The sequence below is a fragment of the Deinococcus seoulensis genome, assembly GCF_014648115.1.
Taxonomy (GTDB): domain Bacteria; phylum Deinococcota; class Deinococci; order Deinococcales; family Deinococcaceae; genus Deinococcus; species Deinococcus seoulensis.
In genome coordinates this window covers 50,102-72,519 of record NZ_BMQM01000013.1, presented here as the reverse complement: position 1 = coordinate 72,519, position 22,418 = coordinate 50,102, and the positions used below count along the sequence as shown (strand labels likewise).

23 protein-coding genes are annotated in these 22,418 nt (G+C 70.9%); 15 read left to right on the top strand and 8 right to left on the bottom strand.

The window, feature by feature from the left end:
- The first annotated feature begins 21 nt into the window (after window positions 1-21).
- The 4 genes from IEY70_RS10815 (at window position 22) to IEY70_RS10800 (ending at window position 3,164) form a co-directional block, all read left to right on the top strand.
- On the top strand, window positions 22-468 hold the full coding sequence (locus IEY70_RS10815; protein WP_189065024.1) for an NUDIX domain-containing protein: 447 nt from the start codon (window positions 22-24) through the stop codon (window positions 466-468).
- On the top strand, window positions 465-932 hold the full coding sequence (locus IEY70_RS10810) for an NUDIX domain-containing protein (RefSeq protein ID WP_189065023.1): 468 nt from the start codon (window positions 465-467) through the stop codon (window positions 930-932). The genes IEY70_RS10815 and IEY70_RS10810 overlap by 4 nt, the downstream gene beginning before the upstream one ends.
- Before the next feature lie 85 nt (window positions 933-1,017).
- Complete coding sequence (locus tag IEY70_RS10805; protein ID WP_189065022.1) at window positions 1,018-1,521, top strand: MarR family winged helix-turn-helix transcriptional regulator; 504 nt, start codon at window positions 1,018-1,020, stop codon at window positions 1,519-1,521.
- Window positions 1,518-3,164: an MDR family MFS transporter gene (locus tag IEY70_RS10800; protein ID WP_189065021.1), complete on the top strand. Its 1,647-nt coding sequence runs from the start codon at window positions 1,518-1,520 to the stop codon at window positions 3,162-3,164. The genes IEY70_RS10805 and IEY70_RS10800 overlap by 4 nt, the downstream gene beginning before the upstream one ends.
- Before the next feature lie 169 nt (window positions 3,165-3,333).
- Here IEY70_RS10800 and IEY70_RS10795 read toward each other — a convergent pair whose 3' ends face one another.
- Complete coding sequence (locus IEY70_RS10795; protein WP_189065020.1) at window positions 3,334-5,622, bottom strand: DNA internalization-related competence protein ComEC/Rec2; 2,289 nt, start codon at window positions 5,620-5,622, stop codon at window positions 3,334-3,336.
- Between the two features lie 133 nt (window positions 5,623-5,755).
- Entirely contained in the window at window positions 5,756-6,148 is a 393-nt protein-coding gene (locus tag IEY70_RS10790; protein ID WP_189065019.1) for a ComEA family DNA-binding protein, read from the bottom strand.
- Between the two features lie 202 nt (window positions 6,149-6,350).
- On the opposite strand from IEY70_RS10790, the gene rpmH reads away from it, so the two are divergent.
- From rpmH to IEY70_RS10770, 4 genes are all read left to right on the top strand, one after another.
- Complete coding sequence (rpmH, locus tag IEY70_RS10785) at window positions 6,351-6,494, top strand: 50S ribosomal protein L34 (protein WP_055362370.1); 144 nt, start codon at window positions 6,351-6,353, stop codon at window positions 6,492-6,494.
- A 91-nt stretch (window positions 6,495-6,585) separates the two neighbouring features.
- Entirely contained in the window at window positions 6,586-7,146 is a 561-nt protein-coding gene (rnpA, locus tag IEY70_RS21420; protein WP_189065018.1) for a ribonuclease P protein component, read from the top strand.
- The gene (gene yidD / locus IEY70_RS10775) at window positions 7,143-7,424 is read left to right on the top strand and encodes a membrane protein insertion efficiency factor YidD (RefSeq protein ID WP_229777841.1); all 282 of its coding nucleotides are present in this window, start codon (window positions 7,143-7,145) and stop codon (window positions 7,422-7,424) included. The genes rnpA and yidD overlap by 4 nt, the downstream gene beginning before the upstream one ends.
- Window positions 7,421-9,055 carry a YidC/Oxa1 family membrane protein insertase gene (locus IEY70_RS10770; protein WP_189065017.1) on the top strand — a complete coding sequence of 545 codons (1,635 nt, stop codon included), beginning with the start codon at window positions 7,421-7,423 and terminating at the stop codon, window positions 9,053-9,055. Before yidD ends, IEY70_RS10770 begins: the two co-directional genes overlap by 4 nt.
- Before the next feature lie 59 nt (window positions 9,056-9,114).
- On the opposite strand, the gene IEY70_RS10765 is transcribed toward IEY70_RS10770, so the two are convergent.
- The 4 genes from IEY70_RS10765 to IEY70_RS10750 all read right to left on the bottom strand — a co-directional run bounded on the left by IEY70_RS10765 (window position 9,115) and on the right by IEY70_RS10750 (window position 14,309).
- The gene (locus IEY70_RS10765; protein WP_268243910.1) at window positions 9,115-10,395 is read right to left on the bottom strand and encodes a C39 family peptidase; all 1,281 of its coding nucleotides are present in this window, start codon (window positions 10,393-10,395) and stop codon (window positions 9,115-9,117) included.
- A gap of 447 nt (window positions 10,396-10,842) precedes the next feature.
- Window positions 10,843-11,862, bottom strand: a complete 1,020-nt coding sequence (locus IEY70_RS10760; protein ID WP_189065015.1) for an alpha-ketoacid dehydrogenase subunit beta — start codon at window positions 11,860-11,862, stop codon at window positions 10,843-10,845.
- Window positions 11,859-12,911: a pyruvate dehydrogenase (acetyl-transferring) E1 component subunit alpha gene (gene pdhA / locus IEY70_RS10755; protein WP_229777852.1), complete on the bottom strand. Its 1,053-nt coding sequence runs from the start codon at window positions 12,909-12,911 to the stop codon at window positions 11,859-11,861. Before pdhA ends, IEY70_RS10760 begins: the two co-directional genes overlap by 4 nt.
- A gap of 513 nt (window positions 12,912-13,424) precedes the next feature.
- On the bottom strand, window positions 13,425-14,309 hold the full coding sequence (locus IEY70_RS10750) for a DUF4384 domain-containing protein (RefSeq protein WP_189065013.1): 885 nt from the start codon (window positions 14,307-14,309) through the stop codon (window positions 13,425-13,427).
- 230 nt (window positions 14,310-14,539) lie between these two features.
- On the opposite strand from IEY70_RS10750, the gene IEY70_RS10745 reads away from it, so the two are divergent.
- Genes IEY70_RS10745 through IEY70_RS10735 form a run of 3 tightly spaced genes read left to right on the top strand, consistent with a single transcriptional unit; the run spans window position 14,540 to window position 17,534 of the window.
- On the top strand, window positions 14,540-15,124 hold the full coding sequence (locus IEY70_RS10745; protein WP_229777840.1) for a putative pterin-binding protein: 585 nt from the start codon (window positions 14,540-14,542) through the stop codon (window positions 15,122-15,124).
- Entirely contained in the window at window positions 15,121-16,467 is a 1,347-nt protein-coding gene (locus IEY70_RS10740) for a sensor histidine kinase (protein ID WP_189065011.1), read from the top strand. Before IEY70_RS10745 ends, IEY70_RS10740 begins: the two co-directional genes overlap by 4 nt.
- A gap of 53 nt (window positions 16,468-16,520) precedes the next feature.
- Window positions 16,521-17,534, top strand: coding sequence for a CAP domain-containing protein (locus IEY70_RS10735; protein WP_229777839.1), 1,014 nt, complete (start codon window positions 16,521-16,523; stop codon window positions 17,532-17,534).
- A 175-nt stretch (window positions 17,535-17,709) separates the two neighbouring features.
- On the opposite strand, the gene IEY70_RS10730 is transcribed toward IEY70_RS10735, so the two are convergent.
- Window positions 17,710-18,315 (bottom strand): RNA polymerase sigma factor, encoded by a 606-nt coding sequence (locus tag IEY70_RS10730; protein ID WP_189065009.1) that lies wholly within the window; start codon window positions 18,313-18,315, stop codon window positions 17,710-17,712.
- A 136-nt stretch (window positions 18,316-18,451) separates the two neighbouring features.
- Between IEY70_RS10730 and IEY70_RS10725 the strand changes: the two genes are divergently transcribed.
- A complete protein-coding gene (locus IEY70_RS10725; RefSeq protein ID WP_189065008.1) occupies window positions 18,452-18,826 on the top strand; it encodes an FUN14 domain-containing protein in 375 nt (124 codons plus the stop codon).
- A gap of 69 nt (window positions 18,827-18,895) precedes the next feature.
- On the opposite strand, the gene IEY70_RS10720 is transcribed toward IEY70_RS10725, so the two are convergent.
- Entirely contained in the window at window positions 18,896-19,897 is a 1,002-nt protein-coding gene (locus IEY70_RS10720; RefSeq protein WP_189065007.1) for a LacI family DNA-binding transcriptional regulator, read from the bottom strand.
- 289 nt (window positions 19,898-20,186) lie between these two features.
- Between IEY70_RS10720 and IEY70_RS10715 the strand changes: the two genes are divergently transcribed.
- From IEY70_RS10715 to IEY70_RS10705, 3 genes are read left to right on the top strand one after another with little or no spacing between them, the layout of a single operon-like run.
- Window positions 20,187-20,798, top strand: coding sequence for a copper chaperone PCu(A)C (locus IEY70_RS10715; RefSeq protein WP_229777837.1), 612 nt, complete (start codon window positions 20,187-20,189; stop codon window positions 20,796-20,798).
- Between the two features lie 30 nt (window positions 20,799-20,828).
- Window positions 20,829-21,512, top strand: a complete 684-nt coding sequence (locus tag IEY70_RS10710; protein WP_229777836.1) for an SCO family protein — start codon at window positions 20,829-20,831, stop codon at window positions 21,510-21,512.
- The gene (locus IEY70_RS10705) at window positions 21,509-22,402 is read left to right on the top strand and encodes a cytochrome c oxidase assembly protein (RefSeq protein ID WP_189065006.1); all 894 of its coding nucleotides are present in this window, start codon (window positions 21,509-21,511) and stop codon (window positions 22,400-22,402) included. Before IEY70_RS10710 ends, IEY70_RS10705 begins: the two co-directional genes overlap by 4 nt.
- Window positions 22,403-22,418: the final 16 nt, after the last annotated feature.

Genomic DNA, 22,418 nt, shown 5'->3' with positions numbered 1-22,418 from the left:
CGGCGCGTGCCACGCTGGGTCATGCGGAATCTGCTGGTGTGGGTGGTCGTGCAGGATGAGCGGGGCCGGGTGCTGCTGGGCCGCCGGGACGGGTCGGCGTACGGGCACGGGTTGTGGGGCCTGCCGGGCGGTCAGGTGGAGCCGGGCGAGGGTCTGCCCGAGGCGGCGGCGCGTGAGGTCTGGGAGGAGGTGGGGCTGACCCTGGACCCGACCGGCCTGCGGGTGCTGGGCGTGCGGAGGTACGAGGTGGACGGCGCGCAGGGCACGGACTTCCTGTTCCGTGCGCCGGACTGGGTGGGCGTGCCGCAGCCGCTGCACAAGACCTCCGAGGTCGCGTGGTTCGCGCCGGGTGACCTGCCGGACGACGCGTTGCCGTGGCTGGCGCCGCTGCTGGACGCGCACCTGAACCGGGGTGTGTTCGTGACCGAGCAGCTGTCCGACGTGCGGCAGGCGCGGGGGATCGCGTGACGTTTCATCTGGTGGCCTGGGCGGTGCTGCTGGACGGTCAGGGGCGGGTGCTGCTGGGGCGGCGCAGCGGCGCGTCGTACGCGGACGGCCTGTGGGGGCTGCCGGGCGGGCATGTGGAGGCGGGAGAGACCCTGGCGGGCGCGGCGGCGCGTGAGGCGGCCGAGGAGGTGGGCGTGAGCCTGGACCCGGCGGCGCTGGCCTGCCTGGGCGTGGCCCGCTACGACCTGGACGGTTCACAGGGGCTGGACGTGTTCTTCGAGGCGCGCACCTGGGTGGGAACGCCGCGCCCGCTGGAGAAGACCTCGGAGGTGGGGTGGTTCGACCCCGGGGACCTGCCGGACGACGCGCTGCCCTGGCTGGGGCGTGCGCTGGCGTTGCATCTGCTGGGCGGTGTGCGGCTGGCCGAGCAGGTGGACGGCATGGCGCAGGTGCAGGCGCTGCGGGTGGCGAGTCCGGCCCGGTAGGGGCGTCCGGGCGGGATGGACACTCGCGCTTCTGTGACGAAGGGCGCGATTGTGCGTCCTTCCATCTGGAATACTTCCAGATGAAATGAGTGCTGCGACCTCCCCCTACCCCGACCCCGGCACCGGCCCGGGCGACCCCGGCGACGCCCTGTACCTGCTGGTGCGCACCACCCTGCGCTTCTCACGGCGCTTCAAGCACGCGCTGGACGAACCGCTGGAACGCGCCCTGGGCCTGAACACCAAGGAACTGCTGGTGCTGGCCAGCATCATGGACGGCTATGACACGCCCGGCGCGGTCGCTGCCCGCCAGAACCTGCCCGCCCCCACCGTGACCCGCATCGTGACCAAACTGGTCGGCGCGGGCCTCGTGCAGCGCGTCACGGACCCCGCCGACCTGCGCCTGCAACGCCTGCAACTCACCCCGCAGGGCGAGGCGACCCGCGCCCGCACCCGCGCCACCGGCCAGGACATCGTGCAGGCCCACTTCGGACACCTGCCCCCGGAAAAAGTCCAGGCCGCACTGAACGCCCTGAACGCCCTGGACGAAGCGCTGAACGCCTCACCCGCCCCCACCGGAGAACGCGCATGACCACACCCCCCACCCCCGCCACCCCGGCCACGCACAGCGGCCTGAACGAACGCGAGAAGATCCTGGCGTTCGTCGGCATCCTGACCGTCCTGTTCCTCTCCAGCCTGAACCTGACCGTCGTCGGCAGCGCCATGCCGCGCGTCATCAGCGACCTGGGCGGCTTCCACCTGTACGCCTGGGCGTTCACGGCGTACTCGCTGGCGACCACCATCACCATTCCCATCGTGGGCACCATCAGCGACCGCTACGGCCGCCGCCCCCTGATCCTGCTCGGCATCGCCGTGTTCGCGCTGGGCAGCGTCGGCCTGGGCTTCGTGCAGAACATGGAAGGCCTGATCATTCTGCGCGCCGTGCAGGGCATCGGCGGCGGCACCCTGATGGCCATGAGCTTCACCGCCATCGCCGACCTGTTCACGCCCATCGAACGCGGCCGCTACCAGGGCTACACCGGCGCCGTCTGGGGCGTCAGTTCCGTCGTGGGGCCGCTCGTCGGGGGCTTCCTGACCGACCACCTGGGCTGGCGCAGCGTGTTCTTCGTGAACCTGCCCTTCGCGCTGCTCGCCGCGTACTTCATCTGGCGCTTCTTCCGCCTGCCTGCCCCCAGCACGCACAGCCCCGCCGCGCACGCCCGCTTCGACACCCCCGGCGCGTTCCTGCTGGGCGCGTCCGTCACCACCCTCACGCTGGCGCTGTCATGGGGCGGCGGCACGTACGCCTGGACCAGCCCGGTCATCCTGAGTCTGCTGATCGGCACGCTCGTGCTGTTCACCGGGTACGCCCTGCACAGCGCCCGCCAGGAACGCCCCATCCTGAACCTGCGCCTCCTGAAAGACCGTGGAATTGCCGTCGCGTCCTTCGCGGGCTTCATGACCAGCGCCGGGATGTACGCCGCGATCCTGTACCTCCCGCTGTACATGCAGGGCGTGCGCGGCTCCAGCGCCAGCGGCAGCGGCCTCGCCCTGGCCCCGCTGATGTTCGGCATGATCCTCACCAGCACCCTGAGCGGGCAGATCGTCAGCCGCACCGGCCGCTACAAGAACCTGATCCTGCTCGGCGGCCTGATCGCCACCGGCGCGCTGCTGCTCGCCACCACCCTGAGCACCACCACCGCCATGCCGCTCGCCGTGGGCATCATGGTCCTGCTCGGCCTGGGCCTCGGCCCCGTGAACAGCCAGCTGACCCTGGCCGTGCAGAACGCCGCGCCGCGCGAGCAACTGGGCAGCGCCACCGGCGGCAACCAGTTCTTCCGGCAGATCGGCGGCACGCTGGCCGTCAGCCTGTTCGGCGCGCTCGTGAACGCCCACCTGAACGCCAACCTCGCCGCGCAGCTGCCCGCCCAGGCCCGCGACCTGCCCGCCCCCGTGCAGGAAGCCATCACCAACCCCAACCTCCTGACCAGCCCGCAGGCCACCGCGCAACTCGGCGCGGGCCTGGGCAAACTGGGCGACGGCAACCTGCTCCAGCCCATCCTGGACGCCCTGCGCGGCGTGATGGCCGGCGCCATCGATCAGGTGTTCCTGGTGTCCGCCGTGCTGGTCGGCCTCGCCTTCCTGGCCACCCTGATCCTCCCGGAACGTCCCCTGACCAGCCGCGCCGGACTGGCCCCCAGGGCCGAGGACCTGAAAACCAGCGCCACCGACTGAAACGGACTCGGATTGAATGGCTTATAAAGCCGCTGGGTCCGAGCGGACTCGTAGAGCTGCGCAGCAGAGCGAGTAGGAGTCGAAGCGGGTTCCGTTTGAAACACATTGGTGGCGTGTGGGCTGCGGGAACATCCTCCCCGCAGCCCACACGCCTTGCGGCAGTGGCCCCTTACGGCAGCGGCCAGGTGATCGTGCCGCTCTGGTCGGTGCGCCACGCGCGGGTGTTCGCGGCGGCCAGCCTGCCCAGCACGTCCGGGTGAGGGTGGCCGTAGGTGTTGCGGCCCACGCTGATCACGGCGTCGGCCGGGCGCGCCTGCGCCAGCAGGGCCTCGCCCGTGCTGTAGCGGCTGCCGTGATGCGCGACTTTCAGCAGGTTCAGCCGCCCCAGGTTCAGCGCCGCCTCGGCGTGGGCGGGCAGGTCACCCAGGAACGCGGCGTGCCAGTCGCCCACATCCAGGCGCACGGCCACGCTGTTGTTGTTGTCCTCGGTACTCCACGCGTTGCCGGGGGGCCACAGGACCGTCAGGGCTGCGCGGCCCGCCTGCACGTGGTCACCGCGCCGCACCTCGCGTACCGGCACGCCGCGCACCTGCGCCTCGTTCAGCACGGCCGTCAGGACCGGATCGTCCGTCTTGCGCTGCCCGATCCACACCTCCCCGACCGGCATGCCGCGCAGCACGCCGCTCACGCCCTCGATGTGGTCGGTGTCGGCGTGCGTGGCGATCACCACGTCCAGTTTCCGCACGCCCAGCGCCCGCAGCGCCGGGACGACCGTGCGCCCGCCCACGTCGTAGTCACTGCCGACCGAGCCGCCCGCGTCGATCAGGACCGTCAGACCCGGCAGCTGCAGCAGCGTGCAGTCGCCCTGACCCACATCCAGGAACACGATGTCCTGCGCGGGCCGAACCCAGCCGGGTAGCGCCGTCAGCAGCGTGCCCGCCAGCACCGTCCCCATGACCGCGCGGCCCGGCACGCGCCCCAGCAGCCACAACCAGCCCGCCCCGGCCGCCGTGACGAACGCCACGAACCCCGCCGGGCCGATCACGCCCCAGGTCAGGACCGGCGCCTGCCCGAACGTCTGCGCGACCAGCAGCAGCGCCGACGCCAGCGGCCCGTTGATCAGGTTCAGCGGCGCGGCCAGCGGCCCCAGCAGCCCCGCCAGGAAGCCCAGCGGCACCAGCGCCGCCATGATCACGCCCGCCACGAGGTTGGCGGGCAGGCCCACCAGCGGCACCTGCCCGAACGTGCCCGCAATGACTGGCAGGGTGCCCAGTTCCGCCAGCACGGTCGCCGCGACCGCCAGCCGCAGCGCGTACGGCCAGCGCGCCGGGAGCCGCCCGGCCAGCCGCGCCGAGCCGGTCAGGGCCAGCACCGCCAGGAACGACAGGACGAAGCCCAGGTCCAGCAGCCACAGCGGGAACAGCAGCAGGCACAGCAGCGCCGCCAGCGCGATCAGGCCCAGCGGGTCGGGACGCCCGCGCCCCACCGCCAGCGCGACCAGTGCCACGCCGCCCATGATCACCGCCCGCGTGATACTGGGCGAGGGCTGCACCAGCAGCAGCAGGTACGGCAGCAGCAGCGCCGCCGGCAGTCCGTAACGCCACGCGGGCGGCGCCCCGGCGCGGATCAGCAGCCACAGCAGCACGCCCGTGATCAGCGCGACGTTCTGCCCGGACAGCGCCATCAGGTGCGCCAGTCCCGCGCGGTTAAAGGCGTCCCGCACCGCGTACCCCTCGGCGAACTCCTCGCGGCTGATGTCGCCCCGGTCGCCCAGTTCGATCGCCTGCATCAGCGCCGCGCGCCGGTCGTCCAGTCCGGCGCTCAGGCCGCGCCGGAACCAGCCGCGCAGCCCCCGCCCCGGCGTGTGCGTCTGCACGCGCGCCGCGACCAGCACCGCGCCCGGCGTGGGCAGCAGCAGCCCTCCCTGCGCGCGCAGCCACGCCGCCTGATCGAACCCGCCGGGCGTGCGCCGTCCCTCCGGCGCGACCAGCCGACCCGACACGGTCAGTTGCCCCGCGCCCTGCGTGGGTTTCGGCGCGACCGCCACCCGCGCGCGCGGCTCGGCCAGCGTCAGGAACTGCCCGTCCCACTCGCCCCGCAGGGTCACCTGCGCGCCCAGCCACGGCGTCATGGGGTCCGGGCGGGCCAGCACGGTGCGCGCCGACAGGAACCCCGCCCCCACGCCCGCCACGGCCAGCCCCAGCAGCAGGCCCCGCCGGGGGTCGCGCCACGCCAGCGCCCCCAGCAGCGCGGCCAACCCCGCCAGGGACAGCGCGCCGTTCCCGCCGAAGCCCAGCGTGACTCCCAGCGCCAGCAGGATGCCGGCAATCACGCCCAGCACCGCCGGAACCGACCACGCCGTGCGGGCCGCCGCTCCGACCGGCACGGCAGCGGTCGCTGGACCCGGCGCCGTGCGGGGCGGCGTTGATCCCACCCCCGGCGCGTGCCGTCCGCTCATACGGACTCCGATTGAATGGGCTGCAAAGACCATTCAATCCGAGCGGATGCGAGTGGGAGAGAAACGGGTTCCGGACGTGGAGCTGGCAATCCGGTGAAGTTCCGGATTGTCAGCGAAACAAACGGAATCCGTTTCAGAACGACACCAGCGGCGTCAGGGTCTTCAGGGTGGACGGCCCGACGCCCTTCACGCGGTCCAGGTCGGCCAGCGAGCGGTACGGACGGCCCGCGATCAGCTTCGCCGCCAGTGACGGCCCCACCTTCGGCAGCGCCTCCAGTTGCTCGGGCGTGGCCGTGTTCAGGTTCACCCGCCCCGAGATGAGCGGCTGCACGCTGGCCGTCGCCGGGTAACTGGGCGGCTCCCGGGTGGCCCCGGCGGTGGGGGGCGCGGCAGGTGGCGGGAGGTTCACGCGCGTCACGGCCGGCACCTGCGGGCGCGGCAGCAGCGCCGGGCCCAGGCTCAGGGCCGCGCACAGCAGCGTGCCGGCGGTCAGCAGGGCCGTCCAGCCCCGGTCAGTGCTGATCATGCGGTCAGCTTACCGGGGCTGCCCGCCGCTGTCGCGCGCAGGTGTGTGCCGGACAGGGCCGCTGCCACCCCGGACCACCTCTTGGACGGTGCTGGCCTTCCGTGATACACTCCCGGAGTTTGCCCTCCGTAGGGGGGCGCTATCGTGTGAGGCAGGGCCGGCCCCCAGGGCGCAGGGCCACCACGCGAGCAAGGAGAGCATCATGAAGCGTACCTACCAACCCAACGTCCGCAAGCGCGCCAAGACCCACGGCTTCCGCGCCCGCATGAAGACCAAGTCCGGCCGTAACATCCTCGCGCGTCGCCGTGCGAAGGGCCGCCAGCAGCTCACCGTCTCCGACGAGTAAGCCCCTGCCTTCAGGAGCGACCCCTATCGCCCGTGCAGTTCAGTCCAGCGCCACGCAGGAACGGCCCCGCCGTCCGGTGGCGCTGGATTCGTTGCGTGGCGACCGGGAATTCCGTAAGGTCCGCAGTCACGGCGTGCCCGTCCGCGACCCGCTGTTCACGCTGCGCGTCACCGAGTACCGCCCCCGGCACGGCGAGACGTGGCGGCCCCGCGCGATCATCGGTCTGGTGGTCAGCAAGAAGACCCTGAAACGCGCCGTGGACCGCAACCGCGCCCGCCGCCGCATGCGCGAGGCGCTGCGCACCCTGCCCGGCGGTCTGCCCCCCTGCCGCGCGATCCTGCTGCCCAACCCGGCCGTGCTGACCGTGCCGTTCGAGCAGTTGCAGGCCGCCCTGGTCCGCGCGCTCTCCCGCGCGCCGGGACGCGTGAAACGCGGCGGGCCGGGCGGCAACCAGACCAGAGCCAACCAGGGGCAGGGCAAGCAGGATCAGAACAGGCAGGATCAGGGCCGGCAGAGTCAGGCCAGCCCGGAGCCGGGCACCCCGGCGCAGGATCAGACCGGCGGGAACGTCCGCCTGGCACGGAACGTACCTGCTTCCGTGCCCGCCCCTGCCCCCACCGCAACCGACGCGCCCCCGGACGGCCCGGCGTGAACGACCCCGCCCAGCGCCCCACCGGGGGACTCGCGGCCCGTGGTCTGCTGCGCGCCGTCCGGTACTATCAGTCGGCGCTGTCCCCACGCAAACCCGCGCCCACCTGCCGCTTCACGCCCACCTGCTCGGAGTACGCCGCGCAGGCCATCGAACGGCACGGCGCCGTGCGGGGCGCGTGGCTGGCCTCCTGGCGCGTGCTGCGCTGCAACCCACTGGTGCCGGGCGGGTTCGACCCGGTCCCCGAGCACTTCCCCAAAAGGCGACCCAACACCCCATGAAAACAAGACACCTGCTTCCCCTCGTGGCCGTCGGCGGCGCCCTGCTGCTCAGCAGTTGCGGCCAGACCGGCCCCCTCCCCACCTTCGGCAAGGCCATCACGCCCGAATGGATCACCGCCGACTTCGACGGCCGCCCCGGTGACGAGTTCATCGCGACCAGCAACCTGCAGGACGTGGTGTTCAACGCGCGCGGCGAGATCATCGGCTGGTACGTCAAGAGCTACGCCGGCACGCCGTACATCAAGCAGCGCGCCGACGGCACCTTCGACTTCAGCGCCCTGAAAGACCAGAAAGGCATCGTGAACATGGTCGGGGACCGCAAGGCGCTGGCCGTGCAGGCCGACAGCGCACTCGACCCGGCCGCCGACGCCCAGATCACCGCGCCCACCGGCCTCACCACCGACATGGACGCCAACCGCCAGGACGCCGTGTTCCGCTACACGCAGGGCGGCGTGACCGTCACCAAGACCGTCACCCTGCACCCCCGCAACTTCAAGATCGACCTGAAGACCGAGGTCACGGGCGGCCCCGAACGCGTGAACGTCCTGTTCCCCGGCCTCGGCAAGGCCGACAACCCCCGCGTGCAGGGCCTCGCGCAGGGTGCGCCGCAACCGGCCGCCGTGCAGGGCGCCGGCCCCCTGGTCGTCGAGAACATCCGCTACGCCGCGCTGCAGGAAAACCCCAGTCAGATCGCGCACGCCCTGATCATCCAGCCGCAGACGACCGCCAGCACCAACGCGGCCGCGCCCGGCAACGAACCCGCCGCGCCCGTGAACGCCACCCTGACCGGCGGCGCGCAGGGCCTGATCAGCGCGTCGGTGCCCGCCAGCAGCAACCTGGAAATCTACGGCGGCAAGAACGAACTGATCCACCTGTACCAGAGCGGCTACACCACCCTGCCCGGCCTGTTCCAGCCGAACTTCTTCGGTCAGATCAGCCTGTACATCGTGAAACTCATGGAAGCCCTGTACAAGGTCATCGGGAACTGGGGACTGGTCCTGATGGTCCTGACCGTGCTGCTGCGCGCCGTCATGTGGCCCCTGATGCAGGCCCAGGGCCGTACCACCGCCCGCATGCAGGTCATGCAGCCCAAGATCAAGGAAATCCAGGACAAGTACAAAGACCGCAAGGACGCCGACTCGCAGCGCGCCATGCAGACCGAGATGGCGCAACTGTACCGGGATTACAACTTCAACCCGGCCGGATGCTTCTCCACGTTCATTCCGTTCCCGGTGCTGATCGCCCTGTGGTCCACCATCCGCAACTTCGAGTTCGACAGCGGCTTCCTGTGGCTCCCGGACCTCGCCATTCCCGACCCGCTGTACCTGCTGGCCGTCGTGTACCTGATCGTGAACATCGCGCAGTTGTACGTCATGACCCGCAAGAACCCGGACATGTTCCGCCAGCAGGCGTTCATCTACCTGATCTTCCTGTACTTCGCGCTGACCTTCCCGGCCGGGGTGACCATCTACATCATCCTGTCCACCCTGATCGGCATCGGGCAGCAGATCCTGATCAACAAGCAGGTCGAGAAGGAAACCGCCACCGTCGGCCAGAAAGTCGAGAAGGCCCCCACCCGCCCCGCAGGCAAGAGCAAACCCAGCAAGACCATCGACGCGCCCAAGAAATAAGCGCGCGCCACACAAGGCAGGCCCCGACGATTGAACGTCGGGGCCTGCCTTGTGTGGGGTTACAGCGCCGTGAGACCCTGCCTCGCCTCCGCGTAGCCGGGGCGCAGGCGCAGCGCCTCGCGGTACGCGGCCTGAGCTTCGGCGGTGCGGCCCAGGCCGGTCAGGGCGCGGGCGCGCCAGTAGTGCGCTTCCTCGTGCGTGGGCACCGAGCGCAGCACCGCGCCCGTCAGGGTCAGCACCCGCGCGTACTGCCCGGTGCGGGTGTATGCCTCCAGCGGCCCGAACGAGTACCACAGCGCGCGCCACGGCAGGCCGCCCTGCACCCACGCGGGCCGGGTCGGGTCCAGGGTGCGGTCGGGCGCGGCGGCGAACGCCCGGTCGAAGGTGCGCGCGGCGGCGCGGGCGTCCCCGGCCTCCAGTTGCGCCTGCCCGAGGGTCAGGAAGCCCACGGCGTCGTTGCGCCGTTCCGCCTCGCGTTCGGCGCCCCGCAGCGCCCTCGCCTGCTCCTGCGCGCGGTCGGCCCGCCAGCCCAGCACGCCCGCCAGGGCCGCCCGTTTCGACGGTGGCGTGACGATCAGGAAGGTGCGCCCGAACGACCGCCACAGCTCGTCGAACTTCGCGTAGTCCATCCGCAGCGGCCCCAGGTACGAGTCCAGCGCGCTGAACTGCCCGGCCCGGTCGTCGTACCCGGTCAGCAGGCGGTAGTGCCCCATGCCGCCCGAGTCCGGCGTGACGAACCACGTTTCCACGATCACCGGGATGCCCGACGCGAGCAGTGAACGCAGCAGCGTCCGGTCCCCGCCGCGTGCGAGGTGCACGTCCATGCCCTGCGCCCGCGCGAACGCCGCGAGTTCCTCCGGTGAGACGTTCACGTCCCCCTTGGACGGCTTGAGGGTCGGGGCGATGTCGTACTGGTTCAGCGCGGAGCCCCAGCGGTTCAGGGCCATGCCGATCGTGACGGGACCGCAGTTATTGAGTCGCTGGTACTCGTGCCGGATGCCCGTCACGCTGGCCCGCGCAGGCAGCACCCGCGCAGGCGCGGCTGGAGGAGGCGCGGGCGTGACGTCCGGCGTGGGCGGCGGCACCTGAACCGGAGTGGGCGTGACGGGTTCGGGTTCAGGCGACGGTTCCACGGGTTCTGGTGCGGGCTCCGGGATGGGCTCCGGCTCGCCCGGTGCGGGAGTGACGGGCGCAGGTTCCGCAGCGGGCGGCAGCGCAGGCGCCGTGACCTGCCCAGGGGCGGCCGCCCACGCCTCCGCACCCGACTGGAAGCGCGCAACACCGAACGCGGCCGCCCCCACGAGCAGGGCCGCCGTCACCAGCAGGGCAGGGGAACGCATTCCCTCCATCGTCCCTGCCCTTCATGATCTGCCACTGAGGCGAGAAGGTTGCGCAGATCATGCGGATGGCAAGAGTGCGCCGCGACACCCGCAAGAAGCCCGCCCCTGCTGAAGCCCAAAAAGTAGAACGTTCTGACATGCACCAGGACACAGAGCCACGCAACCGTCGTGGCAGCCGAGCCCGTCGCCATTGGCCCTGACCGCTCGGGGGCGGCCCCTCGCTCATCTTGATTCGTTGGCGTAGGCGCACCCGCTCATAAGCGCGCAGCGCGCGGGGCGCAAGCGGCGACACCGGAGGCGTGCAGCCCCATCAGTGGCCGAACCCGCCAGTCACCCGCCCAGAAAGTCAGCGAAATACCTGCCCAGTGCAACGTAAGCTCCCCCGTCCCCCCTGGGGATGGGGGCTGGGGGGTGGGGCAGCCCGCCGCAGGCGCCCCCCTTCCAGATTCAGTAGTTCATAACCTGCCGGATCGCCTTCGCCACCCGCACGGGGTTGGGTCGGTACACGTCCTCGACGGCGGTGAATGGTGGGTACGGCGCGTCGTAGCCGGTGACGCGCACGATGGGCGCGCGGAGGTGCTCGATGGCTTCTTCGGCGATGATGGCGGCGATCTCGCTGTGGAATCCGGCGGTGCGGGGCGCTTCGGTGACCACTACCACGCGGCCCGTTTTCGTCACGCTGCTCAGGATGGTGTCGGTGTCCATGGGGACGAGGGTGCGCAGGTCGATGACTTCGACGCCGATCCCGGCAGCGTGGGCGGCGGCGGCGGCTTTCTGGGCGACTTCGACCATGCCGCCGTAGCAGATGACGGTGACGTCGTCGCCGTGGGTGACGAGGCGGGCCTTGCCGAGCGGGATGCGCACGTCGCCGAGGGGCACGTCTTCTTTGGTGGAGCGGTACAGTTTGATCGGTTCGAAGAAGAAGACGGGGTCGGGGTCGTTGATGGCGCTGAGCAGCAGGCTTTTGGCGTCGGCGGGGGTGCTGGGGATGACGACTTTGACGCCGGGGGTGTGGGCGAGGATCGCTTCGGGGCTGTCGGCGTGTTGTTCGGGGGTGTGGACGCCGCCGCCGTAGGGGGCGCGGATGACCATGGGGAGGTGGTAGCGGCTGCGGGTGCGGTGGCGGTAGCGGCCCAGGTGGGAGAGGATCTGGTCGAGGGCGGGGTAGAGGAAGCCTGCGAACTGGATTTCCGCGACGGGTTTCAGGCCTGCGAGGCCCATGCCGATGCCCATGCCGACGATGGCGGCCTCGGCGAGGGGGGTGTCGAACACGCGCCCTTCGCCGTGTTTGGCCTGGAGGCCGTCGGTGGCGCGGAACACGCCGCCCATGACGCCGACGTCCTCGCCGAAGATGTGGACGGTGTCGTCGGCGGCCAGGGCGATGTCGAGGGCGTCGTTGATGGCGGCGACCATGGTCATGTTCTTGTGGGTTGTGGGTTGTGGGACGTGGGTTGTAGGGGCGGTCATGCCTGCTCCTTCTTGTCCTGCGCGTGCTCGGCGAGGATTTCCGCGCGCTGCTTTTTCAGCTGGGGGGTGGGTTCCGCGAAGACGTGGTCGAGGATCTCGGCGGGGGTGGGTTCGGGGTAGCTGTCGGCTTCGGCCAGGGCGGCCTCGAACTCGGCGGCGATCTCGGCGAGCAGGTCGGCCTCGCTGTCTTCGGTCATCAGGCCCGCGTTCAGGAGGTGGGTGCGCAGGCGCGTGACGGGGTCCTTGGCGTCCCAGCCGGCGGTGTCGGCCTCGCTGCGGTAGCGGCTGGGGTCGTCGGCGACGGTGTGCGGCTTGACGCGGTACGTGACCGTCTCGATCAGGGTGGGGCCGCCGCCGTCCCGGGCGCGGTTCACGGCTTCACGGGTGACGTGGTAGGTCGCCAGCGCGTCGTTGCCGTCCACGCGCACGCCGGGGATGCCGTACCCGTCGGCGCGGCGGCTCAGGTCCGTGGCGCGCGTCTGCGCGCGGGTGGGGACGCTGATCGCCCAGCCGTTGTTCTGGAGGATGAACACGCACGGGGCGTTCAGGGCCCCGGCGAAGTTCAGCGCCTCGTGGAAGTCACCCTCGCTGCTGCCGCCGTCCCCGATGAACGCCATGGCGACGTTGCGGGTGCCCTGTCGCCGCTCGGCGAGGGCCGCGCCGACCGCCTGCGGGTACTGCGTGGCGATCGGGATGTAGAACGGCAGCACCTTCAGGTCGGCGGGCATGTGCCACCCGTGCGGGCTCGTGCGCCAGTACGCGAGGGTGCGCGCGATGGGCAGGCCCAGCGTCAGGGCCGCGCCGGTGTCGCGGTACGTGGGGAACAGCCAGTCGTTCTTCGTCAGCGCGGCGGCGGTGCCGACCTGACTGGCCTCCATGCCGCCGAAGGGCGGGAAGACGCCCAGGCGGCCCTGGCGGTACAGCACCCAGCCGCGTTCGTCGAAGTGTCGGGCGCGGCGCATCTGCCGGTACAGTTCCAGGCGCGTTTCGGGGTCGGGCAGCAGGTCCTCGCGGACGACCGAGCCGTCCGGGGCGAGGCACTGCACCATGTTGGTGTCCTGCTGCGCGGCGTCGTACGCAGCCTGCGCCGCCGCGTAGCCGGGGGCGGTGTCCTGCGACTCTGCTGGGGCGTGGGGCTGACGGGCAGCCGGTTTGGCATCTGGGGTCATGAAGTCTCCTGTCTGGGGGCGGCGGTCGGGCACGGAATCTGAGGCGGCGGGTGCGGGCCGCGTCAGGGCGCGCGGCGCTGGTTCAGCAGCCGGTCACTGCGACGGGGCAGGCCGGAGGAGGGACAGGGCAGAACGTCGGGCATGGCAGGGCAGGGGAGGAAGCGGGCGCTTCCCGGCATGTTGAAGTGCCTCCCAGCGTATCAGCCGGGAGGCACCTTTCCAAACGGGCGTTCGTTCTGTTCTCGTGCGTGTGCGGCTGGGCCGGACACCTGTCCCCCAACTGAGCTGGACGCGGCGGGAGGAGAGCCGCTCTGGACTGCTCCTCCCGCCGCGCAGGGCCGTGGGTCTACCGTTCCGGCGTGCCCGGCGGCGTTCGACTCGGCGCCGTTTGATTCAGCGGCGTTCGACGGTGATCTCGGTGCGGTTGCCTTTACGCTTGACCTTCAGTTCGGCCTTGCCGCCACCGGCGCGGCGGAATTCGCTCTTGATCTCGTTGTTCTTCACGCTGGTCTGCACGAGCACGTAGCCCTCGCTGCGCAGTTTCGCGGCGTACGCGTCATGCTGGGCGCGCAGGTCCGAGCGGGTGTCGATGGTGACCCGCCACTCGCGCTGCGATCCCCAGGGGTTCGTCACGACCGGCGCGGGGGCCGGGGTGGGCGTCACGGGCCGGGGCACGCTGACCGCGCGGCCCGCCACGTTGTAGAAGGCGGTGGCGGTCACCCAGTTGTTCTGCGGCAGCGGCGTCACGACGATGCTCAGCGCCTGCGCCAGCCCCTGCTGACCCGTGACCTGCACGCTGGCGAAGCTGTTCTGACCGGACTTGAACGTGGCGATCTGATCGAGGTTCAGGGGCGTGCGGCTGGCCAGGGCCAGGACCTTGTTCACGCCGTACGGCGCGGCAATGTCGAAGCTGAAGGGGTCACCGGCGGCCGGGAAGACCTTCACGGCGTTCGCTTTCAGGAAGTTCGCGCCGCCCTGGTAGCGGTTGGGCAGGATCAGGTCCACCTGTCCCTGGGGGTCCACGTTGAACAGGTACACGTAGGCGTCCTGGTTGACGCTGGTGTACAGGCGGATCTTCTCGCCCGGTGCGTAGGCGGGGGTGCGGGTGCCGCTGCTGTCGCGGTCGGTCCAGACTTTCACGTTCAGGGTGGGCTGCACGGGGTTCACGATGATGCTCTGCGCGCTGATGGTCGGCGCGGCGTGCGCGGCGCTCAGGGCGGTCACGGAGGCCAGGACGGCGGTCAGGTTCACGAGGCTGAGGTTCACGAGGCTTTTCATGCCCCGAGTGTGCGTCCGGCGCGTGATGCCTGCCTGACCTGCCCGGTCACCATTCCCAATCCTCAGCTCAGCAGGCATTCATGTCTGGATCGGCGGTCAGCCGGGCTGAACTGCTGCGCGGCGTCCTGCACGGCGCCTGTGCAGAACAGCGCACGGGAGCGGTTCCATGAACATTAATTTTGTTCATGCAATCATTGAGATTACTTCATGTGCCCGCTAGACTGCCCGGCGTGTTCCCCCGCAACCCACACCAAGACCGCCGCAGCAGCTGGCCGCGCCTGACGCTGGCCGCCCTGATCAGCGCCGTGCTGGTCGGCGCGCAGGCCACACCCGCCCCGCTGCAGTTCAAACCGCGCCCCCCCGCGTTCGAGTACGTGCGCGCCGCGCAACCCACCCCCCGCGCCCGCCCCGGTGAGCGCGTCGCCCTGACCATCAACGCCGGGCAGACCGACCTGAAACTCACGCTGGCGCAACTGCGCGCCATGCCCGCCGTGCGCTACACCACCCCGCACCCGCAACTGAAAAAGACCATCACGTACGAGGGCGTTACGCTGCGCGACCTCGCCGCGCGCGGCGGCTTCGCCGGGAAGGACCTGCGCCTGTACGCCACCAACGGCTTTGCCAGCACCATCCGCGCCGACGATTACATGAACTGGCCGGTCATGCTGGCCTACCAGGCGGACGGCGCGCCCATCCCCGCCCTTCAGAAGGGACCGCTGACCGTCGTGCTGCCCGCCACCCCGGAACGCTTCCATACCGCCGAGTACTCCAGCGCGTGGGTGTGGTTCGTGGAACGCCTCGCCCCCGTGAAATGACCACCCGCACGCCCACCCCCCCCGACCCGCCACCGGTCGCCAGTCACCCCGCCAGTCAGGGGCCGCCCGGCGGGCCACGTGACCGCCGCGCCCTCTGGTCGCCGCGCCTGCTGACCCTGCTGCGCGAGGTCGCGCTGACCGCCCTGCCCGCCCTGCTGACGGCCGCGCTGCTGCTGCTGGGCACCCGCCCCGCCTACGACGCCCTGAAAAACACCGGGACCGGCTGGACTCCCTACGCGTACCAGGCACTGGCGCAGGACGTACTGCAGTACCAGGTGATCCGCCTGCAACCCGGCGTCAGCGCCGAGGAGATCGAGAGCTGGGCCGGGATCGCGCTGTCCAGTGCAGGCAACCGGGCGCAGTTCGGCCTGCTCGACGACGTGGAACGCATCGGCGAGCGGCGACTGTCGGTCGTGGAACGCAACCTCCTGCAGAACACCGACGCCTCGGTCGCCCGCGCCGCGCGCGAGGTGGTGGGCCTGAACGCCCAGGCCACCGAGTACGCCAAGAGCCTGGGCATCCGCTACCAGCAGGAACTGCAGCGGCTGCGCTTCGTCATGATCGGCAGCGCCCTGCTGCTCGGCACGCTCAGCGCCCTGCTGATCCTGCGCGTCCTGCTGATGTGGCGCGACGAGACCCGGCGCGCCCGCCGCCGCGAACAGCGGCAACTCGAAGCCCTGAACCTCGCCAGTCACGAGATGCGCCGCCCCCTCCAGACCCTGATGCTGGCCAGCGACCTGCTGCGCCACGCCGACGCCCCCGACCAGCGCCAGCGCCTGCTGGCCATGATCGAGGACAGCGCCACGCAGATCTCCAGCCGCGCCGACCTGACCCGCCTGAACGACCTGTACCTGGACGTGACCCTGAACGTGCAGCGCACCGACCTGAGCGCCCTGCTGCGGCGCTTCTCGTCCGGGCGGGTGCATGTCATCACGCCGCCCGGCCCGGTCATGTGGCCCGCCGACCCCAACCGCGCCCGCCAGATGATCGAGAACCTGACCGAGAACGCCCTGAAGTACACGCCGGGACTGGTCGAGGTGACCCTGACCACCACCCCGCACGGCCCGCAGGTGCAGGTCCGCGACTTCGGCCCCGGCCTGAGCGCCGAACTGCAGGCCCGCGTGTTCCTCCCGTACGAGCGCGGCCCCGACAGTCTGGTCGGCGGGCAGGGACTGGGCCTGCCGCTGGTGCGCCGGTACGCCCGCGCGCACGGCGGCGACGTGAGCATCAGTCACGCCCCGGACGGCGGCCTGATCATGACCATCACCTTCGGCGAACCCGAGGCGCACCTGTCAGCCCCCGCCCGGTCCGCCGCGCCGCGCCCCCGCCTGACCGGCGACTGATGAACCGGAGTTCCGCACAGCGCCCGCGCCCCGCCGCGCCCTACCCTGCACCCGTGACCACCCCCGCACGCCCACCACGCCCGCGCCGCCCCTGGGTCGCCCCGCTGCTGCTCCTGGCCCTGAGCGCACCTGCCAGCGCCCAGTCGCAGGGCGGCACCTTCCGCATCGGGTACAGCGGGGACTCGCAGCGGCGCGCGCCCTACACGGTCACGTTCACGGCCACCCACCCCGCCGGGTACACGGCGCAGTGGGCGTTCGGGGACGGCGGATCGGCGCGCGGCCCGCAGGTCACGCACACCTACTACCGCCCCGGCACGTACGCCCTGAGCGCCGCCCTGCTGGACGCCAGTGGCCGCGAGGTCGCGCGGGCCTCCGCGCAGATCCAGGTGCTCAGCGGCGGCCCGGAACGCACCGAACTGACCCTGCTGCTGACCCCCGGCAGCGTGCGCGTCAGCACCGCCGAAAGCGTGCTGTACACGCCCGGCACGCCCCGCGTGTTCCTCGACGGCCGCGAGATCGGCAGCGGCCCGGTGCCCGTCACGCCCGGCACGCACACGGCCGTCACGCAGGCCAGCAGCAGCACCGGGCAGACCGTGGACCGCCGCGTGACCTTCACCGTGCCCGCCCAGCCGTGGCAGACCAGCCTGCCCTTCGACAGCGAGGTGCTGCGCCTGACCAACCAGGCCCGCGCGCAGGGCTGGAACTGCGCGACCCTCCGCACCGGCGGCCCCGCCCTGCCACCCCTGAAACAGCACCCCACCCTGGACCTCGCCGCGCAGGCCCAGTCGGTCGCCATGGCCCTGTACGGGTACTTCGATCACACCAGCGCCCTGGACGGCAGCACCCCCGCCCGCCGCCTGAACGCCGCCGGGATGATCCCCACCAGTTCCGCCGAGAACATCGCCGCCGGGCAGGAAACACCCGCCGAGGTCGTGGACGGCTGGCTGCGCAGCCCCGGCCACTGCCGCAACATCATGGGCAACTTCACCCTGATCGGCCTGTCGTACGTGAACCGCCCCGGCAGCCCCTACGGTCGCTACTGGACGCAGGTGTTCGCGCGCCCCTGAACGGAGGGGGCCGTGCCAGCGAAACCAACGGAGTCGGTATCATACGGATTCCGTTTGTTTCGTTAACAGATCGGAACACCACCGATCTGTTAACTCCACGTCCGGAACCCGCTTCGACTCCTACTCGCTCCGCTCGGATTGAACGGCTTTATAAGCCATTCAATCGGAGTCGGTATCAGTTCACATCTGAAACGCCGGCCAGCAGTTCGGCCAGTTGCTCCTTGGCGCGGAACACGCGGCTCTTGGCGGTGCCGAGGGCCACGCCCTGCACCTGCGCGATCTCGTCGTAACTGAGGTCCTCTACAAAGCGCAGCACGACCGCCTCGCGGTACTCGGGCGGCAGGCGCAGCAGGGCGCGCTGCACGCGGTCCTGCGCGTCGGCGCTCTCGGCCGCCTGCACCGGGGAGCGTTTCTCGCTGGTGACCTCGAACCCCACGTCCTCACGCGCCTGCTCCAGCGAGAAGCGCTGCAACTGCTTGCGGCGGTGAGATTCGATCTGCGTGTTCCTGGCCACCTGATACAGCCACGGCAGCACCCGCTCGCCGGGCCGGAACGTGCGGATGCTGCGCCACGCGCGGTAGAACACCTCCTGCGTCAGGTCCAGCGCGTCCTCGCTGTTGCCTTCCAGGCGGTACAGGTAGCCGTACATGCGGCCCTCGTACTCCTGCACGAACTCGAACCACGCGGCTTCCTCGCCCGCCGTGAGCCGCGCCAGTAACTCCGGCGAGATCAGGTCGGCGGGAACGGGTTCAGGAGAGGCAGGCTCGGTCGGAAGGTCCACGGTGCTCCTACCATAGCGCCCGCAGGCCGCCCGCGCCGCCCAGGTCCGGGCCGCACCGGCGCGCGAACAGCGGAAAACTGCGCTACCATGCGCGAACTGACCGCCGCGCGGCCCCTGCGCCCGGCGCTTTCTGCCGATGACCACACCTGCCCCCGTTCCCACCCCCCCGCCCGCAGACCCGACCGGCAGTCCGCTGGGCGACGCCCTGCACGCGCTGCTGCCGGACCTGAGCGTGGGGGCCGTGCTGGGCTTCGCGACCGGCGTGGCGATCCGCTACGTGGGCCGCGTGGCGCTGATCGTGCTGGGCGTGCTGTTCATCACGCTGCAACTGCTGGCGTACTTCGAACTGATCAGCGTGAACTGGTTGCGCGTGCAGGCCATCACCGAGCCGTGGCTGCGGCAGGGCAGCGAGCAGGGCGGCGCGTGGCTGACCCGCCTCCTGACCGCGAACCTGCCGTTTGCCGGGGCGTTCACAGCCGGACTGCTGCTGGGCCTGCGAGTCCGGGTGTAGACAGTGAACGGTTGACAGTTGATAGACGCACCCCCTCTATCAACCGTCAACTTTCAACCATTGACTTCTTTACGCGCTGCCGCGGACGATCAGGCGCGGCTCGAAACGGCGCGCGCGGGGCGGTCCCTTGTAGCCGTTCAGGCGCGAGAGCAGCAGTTGCGCGGCCTCGTAGCCCATGCTCTCGACCGGCTGGTGCAGGGTGGTCAGCTCGCGCTCGGCGGCCCAGGGTTGATCGTCGAAGCCGATCACGCGGACGTCCTGCCCGATCTTCAGGCCGCGCAGGCGCACCTCGTCGAGCAGCGCTCCGGCGAGCATGTCGGCGGACGCGAACACCGTGCAGGGCAGCCCGGCGGCCTGCGCGTCGTCCAGCAGGGTCGCGGCGGTGTTGCGGGCCGTCAGGGAATCGAAACTGGACGTGAACTCGCGCTTCACGCTGCGTCCGGCGGTCTGCACGGCGCTCAGGAAGCCGCTGCGGCGGTCCTCGAACACGCGGGTGGTGAACAGGTGATCGAGTTCCGTCTCGACCCACACGGCGTACAGGTTGCCGGGCAGGCTCACGGCGTACTCTCCGGCGAGGCGGCCGCCGCTGACGTTATCCATGAACGAGGAATCCACGGCGTCCGAGAAGGCGTCGACCAGCACGGTGGGCTGCTGGGTGCGCAGGCGCCGCTCGTGGAACATCTGCGTGAGGTTGTACGTCGCCATGACCAGTCCGTCCGCCTGGTACGCCAGGGTGTGCGACCCCAGGTACCGTTCCAGCCGCGAGCGGTCCAGCAGCGGGAAGATCGCCACGTCGTACCGCGCTTCCTGGAACGCGCTTTCCAGTCCGTCGAGGAGGCGCACGTAGAATTCGGTGGTCAGGACCGGCAGCAGCACGCTGATGGTGTAGCTCTTGCCGCCGGCGATGCGGCGGGCGTGCGGGTTGGGCGTGTACTCGAGGTCGGCGATGGCCTTGAGGACGGTTTCGCGGGTGGCACCCTTCACGGCCACGTGATTGTTCAGCACGCGGGACACGGTGCCGACGCCGACCCCGGCCTGCCGGGCAACATCCTGAATGGTGGGTTTACGCATGGTCTCTGCCTCACCATACCCTGTTTTTGGAACGGGTTCCACAAACGGGTTTCACAGAGGCGACCGTGAACCGCGCCCCACGCCCGACCGGTCACGGCGGCGCGGCGTCCGGCGGACCGGGCCGGGAACACTGCCGGAACACTGCGGGGACAATGCGGCCCGCCGCGCGGCCTAGACTGCCCTCTGAACGCCGCCGGACCCGTCCACACAACCGGCCAGCCGGCAGGGAAGGGGCCGCCCCGGCGCCCCACCCACCGACCCCCGAGACACGACACCTGAAAGGAGCGTCATGACTTCAACCTCCAACCCGCGCCGGATGCGGACCGTGCTGATGGTCGCCCTGGGCGCGATGATCCTGCTGGGCGCCTACCTGTACCTGAATCCCGCCCCGGACCCACAGACCACCACCCAGACGAACACCACGCCGACCACGGCCGGGCAGCCCATGAGCAGCGACATGGACCACACCAGCATGCCCGACCACACCCCCGGCAGCGCGGCGGGCACGCAGGCCGCCGCCCCGGCTGGCAGCACGCTGCCGCTGACCGTCTGGGACGCCTACGCGGTCGCCGTGCCGCCCGGCATCCGCGACACCAGCGTGTTCGGCACGCTGGAGAACACGGGCGCGGAGCCGCTGATGATCACGGGCGCGGCCAGCAGCGACGCCACGAGCGGCATGCTGATGGTCACGCACACCGACGCGCAGGGCCTGACCGGCATGAGCATGACCGACACCCTGACCGTGCCCGCCGGGGGCCGCCTGACCCTCAGCGACACCGGCGACCACGTGATGCTGATGGGCCTGCGCGCCCCCGCCGACGACGGCGGCACCCTGAACCTGACCCTGACCGACTCGCAGGGCCGCCAGCTGACCCTGACCGTGCCCGTCCGCAAACCCTGAGGGTCCCCTCACCCACTGCCGGAGGTCACCTTGACCGCACCCACCCCACCTGAATCCACCCACCCGGAATCCGGCCCGGCCGCGCGCCCCTGGTACGTCTCGGCGCTGCTGGCCGTGGCCGCCGTGACGCTGCTGCTGCTGGCCGCCTGGGGGTACGCCCGCCTGCGCAGCCCCTACCCGTACTACGGGACCAGTTACCCCGCCGGGACGGCCGCCCAGCCCTTCAGCGGCACCGACCAGCGCGGCCAGCCGTTCACGTTCACGCCCGGCGCGGGCGCCGACGCCGGGCAGGTCACGGCCGTGTTCTTCGGGTTCACGCACTGCCCGAACATCTGCCCGCTGAGCCTGACGTACCTGAACAGGGTGCGCGCCGCCCTGACCCCCGAACAGCAGGCCCGCTTCCGGATCGTGCTGGTCAGCGTGGACCCCGACCGCGACACGCCGGAGCGCCTGAACGAGTACGTGTCGTTCTTCGGGAAAGGCAGCGCGGGCGTGCGCATTCCCGAACCGGCGCTGGCCGCCGTGGCCCGCGATTACGGCGTGGGATACCAGAAAGCCGACGTGAAAGGCCCCGACGACTACCAGATCAACCACACGACCGCCACGTACCTGATCGGCGCGGGCGGCCAGCTGATCCTGGTCTGGGACTACACCCAGCTGACCGACGTGCGGCGCGTGCAGACCGACCTGGAACACGTCCTGGAGGCCTCATGAGCGCCCCGGCCCCCCTGACCACTGCCGGGACCGCCGCCGTGAACACTGCCGGGAACCTGAACCCCACCCTGGCCGACCTGCTGGCCCCCACCCCGGACCCCTGGCTGCTGATTCCCACGCTGCTGGCCGCCGGCGTGTACCTGTGGCGGTTCAGCGCCTCACGCGGCACGCCCGCAGGCCGGGCGGGCTGGCCGGTCTGGCGGGCCGCGCTGTTCGCGCTGGGGACGGTGCTGCTGCTGATCACCACCCAGAGCCGCGCCGCCACCATGACCCAGAGCAGCATGGCGCTGTACATGGGCCGCCTGATGATCCTGGCGGAACTCGTGCCGCCCCTGCTGGTGCTGGGATTGCCGCGCAGCCTGCACCTGAACGCCCGCACCGGCCTGGGCCGCGCCCTGAACGTCCTGCTGGACCCCTGGGTGGCGCTGGCCGTCTGGACGGCCGTGATCGTCTTCTGGAACGTTCCCGCCGGATTCAACGCCAGCGTCGTCTCGAACACCGCCGGGGCGCTGCTGCCCGCCCTGTACCTGCTGAGCAGCCTGATGGTCTGGAGCGTCATCCTGCGCCCACTGCCCAGCGTGCAACCCTCCGGCATCGGCTCGCGCGGCTGGTTCGGGCTGCTCGCGGCGCTGCCCATGATGGCCGTCGCCAGCGTGTGGCTGTACTCCCCCCAGGTGCTGTACACGCCGTACGTGAGCGCCCTGTGCCTGTGGAACTACACGCCGCTGCAGAACCAGCAACTGAGCGGCTGGATCATGATGCTCGCCGGACTGCCCGCCCTGGCCCTGGCGTTCATTCAGCTGTTCGCGTGGCTGATCAAACTCTCCGAGGGACAGGGCATGCCGCCGCAACCTCCCACCCGGCCGCCCGCGCCGCCCACCCGACCCTGAATCCCCTCCACCCCGC

Excerpts from the sequence above, each read along its gene's own strand:
- rpmH (WP_055362370.1), top strand. The coding sequence starts at position 6,351 with ATGAAGCGTACCTACCAACCCAACGTCCGCAAGCGCGCCAAGACCCAC.
- IEY70_RS10750 (WP_189065013.1), bottom strand. The coding sequence starts at position 14,309 with ATGAAAAGCCTCGTGAACCTCAGCCTCGTGAACCTGACCGCCGTCCTG.
- IEY70_RS10740 (WP_189065011.1), top strand. The coding sequence starts at position 15,121 with ATGACCACCCGCACGCCCACCCCCCCCGACCCGCCACCGGTCGCCAGT.
- IEY70_RS10765 (WP_268243910.1), bottom strand. The coding sequence starts at position 10,395 with ATGCGTTCCCCTGCCCTGCTGGTGACGGCGGCCCTGCTCGTGGGGGCG.
- IEY70_RS10720 (WP_189065007.1), bottom strand. The coding sequence starts at position 19,897 with ATGCGTAAACCCACCATTCAGGATGTTGCCCGGCAGGCCGGGGTCGGC.
- IEY70_RS10725 (WP_189065008.1), top strand. The coding sequence starts at position 18,452 with ATGACCACACCTGCCCCCGTTCCCACCCCCCCGCCCGCAGACCCGACC.
- pdhA (WP_229777852.1), bottom strand. The coding sequence starts at position 12,911 with ATGGTGCAGTGCCTCGCCCCGGACGGCTCGGTCGTCCGCGAGGACCTG.
- IEY70_RS10790 (WP_189065019.1), bottom strand. The coding sequence starts at position 6,148 with ATGATCAGCACTGACCGGGGCTGGACGGCCCTGCTGACCGCCGGCACG.
- IEY70_RS10795 (WP_189065020.1), bottom strand. The coding sequence starts at position 5,622 with ATGAGCGGACGGCACGCGCCGGGGGTGGGATCAACGCCGCCCCGCACG.
- IEY70_RS10815 (WP_189065024.1), top strand. The coding sequence starts at position 22 with ATGCGGAATCTGCTGGTGTGGGTGGTCGTGCAGGATGAGCGGGGCCGG.
- IEY70_RS10705 (WP_189065006.1), top strand. The coding sequence starts at position 21,509 with ATGAGCGCCCCGGCCCCCCTGACCACTGCCGGGACCGCCGCCGTGAAC.
- IEY70_RS10770 (WP_189065017.1), top strand. The coding sequence starts at position 7,421 with ATGAAAACAAGACACCTGCTTCCCCTCGTGGCCGTCGGCGGCGCCCTG.
- IEY70_RS10760 (WP_189065015.1), bottom strand. The coding sequence starts at position 11,862 with ATGACCGCCCCTACAACCCACGTCCCACAACCCACAACCCACAAGAAC.
- IEY70_RS10805 (WP_189065022.1), top strand. The coding sequence starts at position 1,018 with ATGAGTGCTGCGACCTCCCCCTACCCCGACCCCGGCACCGGCCCGGGC.
- IEY70_RS10715 (WP_229777837.1), top strand. The coding sequence starts at position 20,187 with ATGACTTCAACCTCCAACCCGCGCCGGATGCGGACCGTGCTGATGGTC.
- IEY70_RS10800 (WP_189065021.1), top strand. The coding sequence starts at position 1,518 with ATGACCACACCCCCCACCCCCGCCACCCCGGCCACGCACAGCGGCCTG.